Raw genomic sequence first — 7,938 nt, 5'->3', positions numbered from 1 at the left:
AAAATGCGTCGAACGGTGAATAAACACCTAGAGTTCTATTTGACTTAGCTCGATCCTAAACTAAATAATTATTGATTATAACTTCACAGTTTTCATATTAATTATAACGAATGAGATATCTGTTTAGAATAGTACAAATATACTACTGTAAAGAATAATTTATAATAAAAGGTACTGATATAGCGATGAGCGGTAGCTTAAATAAAGGCAAGTTTGGTATGAAAGGAGTCTTATCTAGAATATTGATCCGTAAAATATCCTTAAATTAAGGTAAAATAGTACCTATGACTGCCTCAACCCAACCGACTCTGCGCAAAATTATTCATTTAGATATGGACGCATTTTATGCCAGTGTTGAACAGCGCGATTTTCCAGAGTTAAGGGGCAAGCCTCTAGTCGTCGGTGGTGATCCTAATGGCCGCGGAGTGGTCGCTGCTGCCAGCTATGAAGTACGCAAGTTTGGGGTACGCTCTGCGATGTCTTGCTATGAAGCGCGCAAACGCTGTCCTGAGGTGCTTTTTGTCAGGCCACGGTTCGATGTTTACCGCGCCGTTAGTGCCGATATTCGCAAAATCATGCATCGCTTGACCCCGCTAGTCGAGCCGCTGTCCTTAGATGAGGCTTATCTTGACGTTACAGGCTTGAGTGCTCATAAAGGCTCAGCGACCTTGATGGCGAACTGGTTACGCGCGCAGATACTTGAGCAGACCGGTCTTAACGCTTCTGCTGGCGTGTCCTTTAATAAAATGCTGGCAAAAATCGCCTCGGACATCAATAAGCCCAATGGTATCGCCGTGATCACCCCAGCGGACGCTGAGGCTTTTATTAGTAGCCTACCAATTGAGCGCTTTCACGGGATTGGCAAGGCCACTGCTAAGCGTATGCATGCGCTAGGTATCAGTACTGGTGCAGATCTGCGCCGTACTGAGGCGACGCTACTGGTCAATGAGTTTGGTAAACGCGGTCAGTTTTATTACGATATTGCCCATGGCAAGGATTTGCGCCAAGTTAAAGCCGAGCGGCAACACAAGTCAGTAGGCTCAGAGACGACTTTTCGAGATAACTTGAGTGCGGATGCGCCTTTACTTGCGCAGATTTATGAGCAAAATGCTGACGCCTTTAGTCAATTGCAAAAAAAACAGCTTATTGCTTATACCATCACTTTAAAAGTTAAGTATGCTGACTTTACGCAGATCACGCGCTCACACACCTTGTCCACCGCGTTTACTAGCGCAGAATCGGCTCACTATTGGCTTGATAAACTGTTTGCTGATATCGCCCGAACGCTGCCGATCAGGCTCGTCGGCGTCACTTACTCTTCTTTAGCGCCAGCGAGTCAGAGCTTACCGCAGCTAAATCTATTTGATTTTTAGTTTTGGTTTTAGCTGATACTTTTTGCCCTTTTACCACTGTCTACCCTTCTACGGACGGTTCAAATACAACAGCTAGCAAACGACTTAGAAGTTATCCCCTCAAGACTACTTTCTGCTACAATTATGCCAAAATCTCTCTCATTAATGATCGAATCATAACCAATATGGATCCTACTATTTTGACCGAACCTGCCTCTACTGCCGATGAACCAGCAGCTATGGATACTCCTAACTACCTAAGCGTCAGCGACTATGATTATGAGCTGCCTGATCATCTAATCGCTCGTTATCCTCTCGCTGAGCGCTCAGCCTCTAAGCTACTTTATTTACCGGCTAATACTGATGAGGCGGCAGTTGCACCGATCGATCATTTATTTACCGACTTGCCAGCGCTACTCAATACTGGCGATTTAATTGTCTTTAATGATACTAAAGTCATGAAAGCGCGCTTGTTCGGTCAAAAGGACACTGGCGGCAAAATTGAGGTGTTAATCGAGCGACTACTTGAGCGCGATGATGTCGATAGTGATACTCTCAACATAGCAAAAGCAGCAACAACTCATCCACATCTAGCGCTATGCCATGTCAAAGCCAGCAAAGCACCTAAGCTTGGGCAGCAGCTGTTATTGGCTGATGGTCATATCGAAGCACTTATGGTCGGCCGTGAAGAGAACCTATTTATCTTAGCTTTCGCCGCGCCTATTTTGCCTGATTTAGAGCGCTATGGCGAGCTGCCGATACCGCCTTATTTTGAGCGCCATGCTGATGCAACTGACAACACTCGTTATCAGACCGTCTTTCACGACCCGGCCAAGCTTGCCAGTGTCGCTGCGCCTACTGCTAGCCTGCATTTCGATGAAAAAGTGCTATCAATGCTCAAAGATAAAGGCATCAATAGCGCTTTTGTCACCCTGCATGTTGGTGCAGGTACTTTTGCCCCTGTCAAAGCCGACAATCTTCTCAACCACACTATGCACAGCGAGTATGCGCACTTGCCGCAAGCGACTGCTGATCTGATCAATCAGACTCACGCTAATGGCAATCAAGTCATTGCTATTGGTACGACTGTCACTCGAGTACTAGAGAGTGCTTATCAGCAGACGGCAGTCAATGGGCAGCCGCTAGCCAGTTGGTCTGGTGATACAGATATCTTTATTTATCCTGGTTTTAAATTTGGAGTAATAGACCGGCTACTTACTAACTTTCATCTACCAAAATCGACCTTGTTAATGCTAGTTGCGGCCTTCGCTGGTAAGTCGGCTATCGAGCACGCTTATCAGCATGCTATTGAGCAGCAGTATCGTTTCTTTAGTTATGGTGATGCGATGCTTTTGGATAAAGCTTAAGACGGCCTATAGGTCACTTGCCAGAACAAATCGGCTTAGCATAGTAAGGTGAGGTTTAGCACCATTGAGTAAGACTATTGCACGCAGTTTAAAAAACTCTAGAATATTGCTGCGTTTTAATGTTGCTTAACGTTATAATTCAGTTAATATGTTTATGGTGTATTAGCATCAGCTTAATACCTTATAGACTTTAACTTGCTATACTCTCAATGGCTACTCAAAGGGCAGCGCATGGCTTGGCAATTACCTTATCGACCGACTCGTCTTCATTATGCAGTGTCTGCAGCGCTATTGTGTTCAATGGGCAGCGCTATATTGTTGCCAGCAGCCATGGCGGCGACTATCGGTAAAACAACCATTACCTCAGCACAGCATGAGCCGCTTGTCGCTATTATTAGCATCTCTGACATCGAATCCTCAGACTTCTCAGCCAATTTGGCCAACCCTAAGGTGTATAAACAGCTAGGATTGACCCCGACTGATGCCATGTCCGTGAGCTTTATCCCTACTTCTGCTAGCACCGGACAGCTGATGATAAGCACCTCTCAGCCAGTCTCAAAGCCTTTTGCCGATGTGGTATTAGCAATCAACGACAATGGTCAGCGCAATACAGTGCCAAAAACCTTGCTGATGCCTCTAGGCTCTGCTCAGCCAGCGAAACGCTCAGAACGTGTAAAATCTGCAAAACCTATAGTCGCTCGTGCTCCTAAACCCAATTTACCAGTGACTTCAGCGCCAACTGTAACATCGCCAGTCACCAAAAAAGCGCCCATTGTTGCTACTAGCAGCACTAAACCCTTAGCAGTTAAACGCGAAGCGCCGCCGCCTTTATTTGCGCCGTCTAGCTCAGCGGCTAATTCAGGCACCATCAATACCGCAAATTCCAAAAATAGTAGCGCTCTACCTATTGCGCGCGTAGTAGCGGCTCCAAATCTACCGCTAGCGCCGGCGTCAAGATTTGACCTCGAAACGACTGCTAACCCTGCGCCATCGATGGCCAAAACTAATACGCTAGATATAAAAAACAATCGCCGTGTAAGTAGCCGCCCTACTCAACCAAGTCCCCCTAACGGCGATATCCCTATCAATTCTAGCGCCAAAGCTTTGCAGCCAATCTCGAACCGTAATGAGACAGCTATCAGCGTTGAAGACATTAATAGCGTTGAAGATGTTGAAAGTGTTGAAAAACTTAAAAGTGTGGAAGGTTTGGTAAAAGCGTCAACTTCGGTAGCATCTGCTGATGCGGCGACTAACGTGCAGCAAACCTTGTTAGCGCAAACGTCAGCCAATAACCGTACCCCAAATGATAAGCCTTCTTTAGAAAACAAAACTGCTAAAACCAGCAGTACGAATAGTAATACGCTAAATATACAAGTCTCGCGGCAGATTACCGTGCGTAATAGCCCTATTAACAAAGTCGATAGTACCGATAGCCCTACTTTGGCGCTGAGTTTCGATGAGAATATGGCTTCGCTGAACTCAGATGATACTGCCAAGCTAAACAGTCAAGTAGCGGATCACTTAGCAACTGCCGCAGATAGCGCAGCGCCTGAGCCTGTAGCGACTAGTAAGGACGCCGCTGATAGCGCTTCTGCCAGTACCATCAGCGCTCGCCGCGAGACTGCAGCAACCGATAGCTTGCCAGTCGCTAATGAGAAAATGGTTAGCTATACCGTACAGCGTAACGACAACCTATGGCTGATCTCCAAGCAAATCGCTGAGCAGAATAATCTTGATATATCAGCGGTGATGAGTCAGATCAAAACGCAAAACCCCAATGCTTTTATCAATCAAGACGCCGATCAGCTCAAAGCCAATGCCGAGTTGCGTTTACCTAATTATGAGGTGATACCCTCACAAAGCAGTATCCAAGCCGCCATATCTGAACAGCGAGCACGCTATCTACGAGCCAATAAAAAAACTGCTAAAGCATCTAGCGAAAAAGCAATAGCGGACAATACTACAAGTGTAGCCTCAGTATCCTCGCAGATAGCCCAAGCAAAACCAACTAAGTCGGCTAATAGCACAGCAAAACCTACGACTCGGACACTACCACAAGCACGTTTTTCGGTAGTGGCTCCAGGGGGTAAAGGTCAAGCTGATGGCACTCAAACCAAAGCAGATGCGGCGGCAGGCAATGGGCTAAGTGCTGAGGTTCTCGCTTCCCTAAAGTCGTCTCGGCAGCGCACTGCTACGCAAGCTCAGCGCACAAAACTGATGAATAATAGCCTTGGTAGTTATACACAAAAACTGCAACTACAAAATCAAAAACTGGCTGAGCTTGAGGCTCGACTAAAAAAATTACGCAATCAATAACCGCTTAGCTGACTAGCAACACTTGCTCTGAGCTTGCTATACTCAGCACGAATAGTCGTAGGAATCATTATGGATAATATGCTATATATCATTGCAGGACTAATCATTGTTTTACTAATAGCTGTGTTGATTATGCGTAGGCAAAAAGCGCAGCCAACCGCTAGACATATAGACGATGCTCAGTCCAGCACTAGACGCGTGCCTACCGACTATGATGCGGCTCATACCAATGCAACAGCAGGCGCTACTAAGTTTGACAATTTGACTGTCGCTGAGCGGTTTATCGATCAGCAGCGTTATGACAAAGCAATCGAGGTACTAGAGCGCGGCCTTATCCAAAAGCCTCATGATGCTAAGCTGTCACTCAAGCTTCTCAACATCTATGCCCTGACTACGCAGACTGAGAATTTTTATAGAACTTATGACGCTATCAGTGCTCATTGCGATGCCGCTACTATCGCCCAAGCCAAAGACCTAAAGGCACTATTTGACCAAGAACATTCTCAGACGCCTATAGCAGCACGTGACGATACCCATGCTAATGATCAGCAGCAGGCAGTAGCAGCGGATTACGAGAGCCTCGACTTCGATGTCGCAAGCGTTTCTAATGAAACGCAGAGTCATCAACAGGATAAATTCAGTACGTCTCAAGAAACTGCGGCGAGTACTGACTCTATTACTGACTTAGACTTTGTATCTTCGGCTCCATCAGCGAGCTCTTTTAATGAGAGTACTATCACTGATGATACGAGTAGCAATGACAGTGCTGACGCTATCTTTGATCTGACCTTAGATGATTTAGAGAGTGAAAGTTTTGATGAGGCTACTGCTAATACAGCCCGCAATCTATCTGTTAACGATTCTGGCTTAGATAGCCATACTTTGAGCTTAGACGAGCAGTTTGAGAGCGATAGCACTGCTGCATCTACACCTGTCAAAGATAGTCAGGAGAGTAACCTTATCAGCGAAGATTTTAGTGCTGCTGAAGCTCGCTCTAATGAAGTGAGCTTTGATGAAGTAAGCTCTGATAAATTGAATCTTGATGAAGACTTTAGCCTTGATTTTGATGAGCCGGCGGCGAATTCCCTGAGCAGTGAGACGGTAGCGCTGCAACCTACCGACAGTCAAAATGACAATTTACAAGAAGATTTTGTACTAGATTTTGATGATCTAGCATCAGATAGCCCTTCAAATAGCGATACAGGCATAAGCACCGACCTGAACACCGACATAAATATTGATACTATTGGCGACTCTGAGCTTGCTGCTTCTGATCTTACGAGTGAAGAAGAGACAGCGGACGTCTCTAGTTTTGACTTGGATTTGAGCTTAGACGATGATAGCTCAAGCGAGCTGCAACTAGACGCTTTATCATTAGACAGTTTAGAACAAACAGACACCCAAGAGACGGTAAACGACAATAGCACTTTAGCAGTAGAAGAAAACTTATCCTCTACGGCGTCATCCAATTCTATCGAGACACTCACTACCGAGCTAGATGATTTCGACTTCGATTTAACTGATTCGCAGCCTATTAAGAATGAGCCAAGCACGACTGAAACTGACTCTCCTTTGATGTTCGATGACGAGACGCCTTTTGAGGAAGATTTTAGTCTCGATGATTCTATCTTCGAAGACGCAGCCACGACAGCTAGCCCAGTCGTCACAGAGGACAAAGCAGATAATACAGACTTTGCGGCGCAGTTTGCCGCGGATTTTGACTTCGTTAATGATTTAGATAATCAACAAATCACTCTAGACTTAGCAGCAAAATATTTGGAGCTTGGTGAATACGATAGCGCCAAACGTTTACTCAGCGAAGTTATTGCGCAAGGCAGTAGCGCTCAACAGGCTCAGGCACAAACGCTATTAGAGCGCACTGTATAAAGTGATAGGCGGCTTGGTTTAATAGAGCCATACCGCCTTACTTTTCTTTCTTAGATTAACACATGAAGTGCAATACCAAATGCAAGGTGAAAAAAAGACCTAGATGCGCTAGCATCAAAGTTTTTATCCACCGACCAAAGTGAGATTGCAACCATGAGCTATACACATCTAAGCCTAGGTGAACGATACCAGATTTATGCCCTTAAAGGGGCAAAACATAGTATTAATTTTATAGCGAGGGTGTTAAACAGAAGTCCCAGTACCATATCAAGAGAGCTTAGGCGTAATAAAAGCCTACGAGGTTACCGAGCAAAGCATGCTAATAACAAGGCTTGTGACAGACGGGCTAACAACGCCACAACTATTGTGACTGACCTCTGGGCATGGGTGACAGACAAGCTTAAAGAGAACTGGAGTCCTGAGCAAATATCTGGCGTTCATGCTGGTATCAGTCATATGAGCATTTATCGCTATATTTGGCGTGATAAGAGGCAGGGCGGTACATTGTGGCAGTGTCTCAGACGTAAAGGAAAACCATACCGGCAGCGTCTAACCGCTGAGACTCGAGGCCGTATCAATGACAGAGTCTCGATTCATGAGCGCCCTTGTATTGTTGAAGAACGCTCACGTATTGGAGATTGGGAAGCGGATACCGTTATCGGTCAGCATCACAAGCAAGCGATTGTCACGCTCGTTGAACGTAAAACGGGGCTGCTGAAGATGAAGCGTGTGGGTCATAAAACAGCACAGCAAGTATCAGAGGCAATGATAGAACTCTTAGCGCCAGTGAGGTTGCAGGTTAAGACCATTACCTCTGACAATGGTAAAGAGTTTGCTCAGCATAAGAAGGTGAAACAAAAGCTCTTTAGCCCTTTCTTCTTTGCCGATGCTTATGCGTCATGGCAGCGAGGAACCAACGAGAATACCAATGGCCTTATCAGAGAGTACTTGCCTAAGGGTTGTGACTTTAGACAAGTCTCTGATAATGAAATACAGGACATTGAGAACAAACTAAA

Annotated in this window: 5 protein-coding genes; all 5 read left to right on the top strand. The window is 45.6% G+C overall.

Annotation, left to right across the window (positions count from 1 at the left end):
• Window positions 1-284: 284 nt before the first annotated feature.
• On the top strand, window positions 285-1,373 hold the full coding sequence (gene dinB, locus W234_RS0103990) for a DNA polymerase IV (RefSeq protein WP_025644974.1): 1,089 nt from the start codon (window positions 285-287) through the stop codon (window positions 1,371-1,373).
• Window positions 1,374-1,537: 164 nt separating this feature from the next.
• A complete protein-coding gene (gene queA, locus W234_RS0103985) occupies window positions 1,538-2,719 on the top strand; it encodes a tRNA preQ1(34) S-adenosylmethionine ribosyltransferase-isomerase QueA (RefSeq protein ID WP_084212613.1) in 1,182 nt (393 codons plus the stop codon).
• 231 nt (window positions 2,720-2,950) lie between these two features.
• Window positions 2,951-5,035: a FimV family protein gene (locus W234_RS0103980; RefSeq protein ID WP_025644970.1), complete on the top strand. Its 2,085-nt coding sequence runs from the start codon at window positions 2,951-2,953 to the stop codon at window positions 5,033-5,035.
• A 69-nt stretch (window positions 5,036-5,104) separates the two neighbouring features.
• On the top strand, window positions 5,105-6,922 hold the full coding sequence (locus W234_RS14445) for a FimV/HubP family polar landmark protein (protein ID WP_025644968.1): 1,818 nt from the start codon (window positions 5,105-5,107) through the stop codon (window positions 6,920-6,922).
• A 153-nt stretch (window positions 6,923-7,075) separates the two neighbouring features.
• Window positions 7,076-7,938, top strand: an 863-nt coding sequence (locus tag W234_RS0103970) for an IS30 family transposase (RefSeq protein WP_025644112.1), incomplete at its 3' end; no start/stop codon positions are given.

This window comes from Psychrobacter sp. TB15 (assembly GCF_000511655.1).
Taxonomy (GTDB): Bacteria; Pseudomonadota; Gammaproteobacteria; order Pseudomonadales; family Moraxellaceae; genus Psychrobacter; species Psychrobacter submarinus.
The sequence above is the reverse complement of the archived record's forward strand: the minus strand, read 5'-3'. Positions and strand labels throughout refer to the sequence as shown.

Bases quoted from the DNA above. Each gene is read 5' to 3' on its own strand.
- W234_RS0103980 (WP_025644970.1), top strand. From the start codon at position 2,951: ATGGCTTGGCAATTACCTTATCGACCGACTCGTCTTCATTATGCAGTG.
- queA (WP_084212613.1), top strand. From the start codon at position 1,538: ATGGATCCTACTATTTTGACCGAACCTGCCTCTACTGCCGATGAACCA.
- W234_RS14445 (WP_025644968.1), top strand. From the start codon at position 5,105: ATGGATAATATGCTATATATCATTGCAGGACTAATCATTGTTTTACTA.
- dinB (WP_025644974.1), top strand. From the start codon at position 285: ATGACTGCCTCAACCCAACCGACTCTGCGCAAAATTATTCATTTAGAT.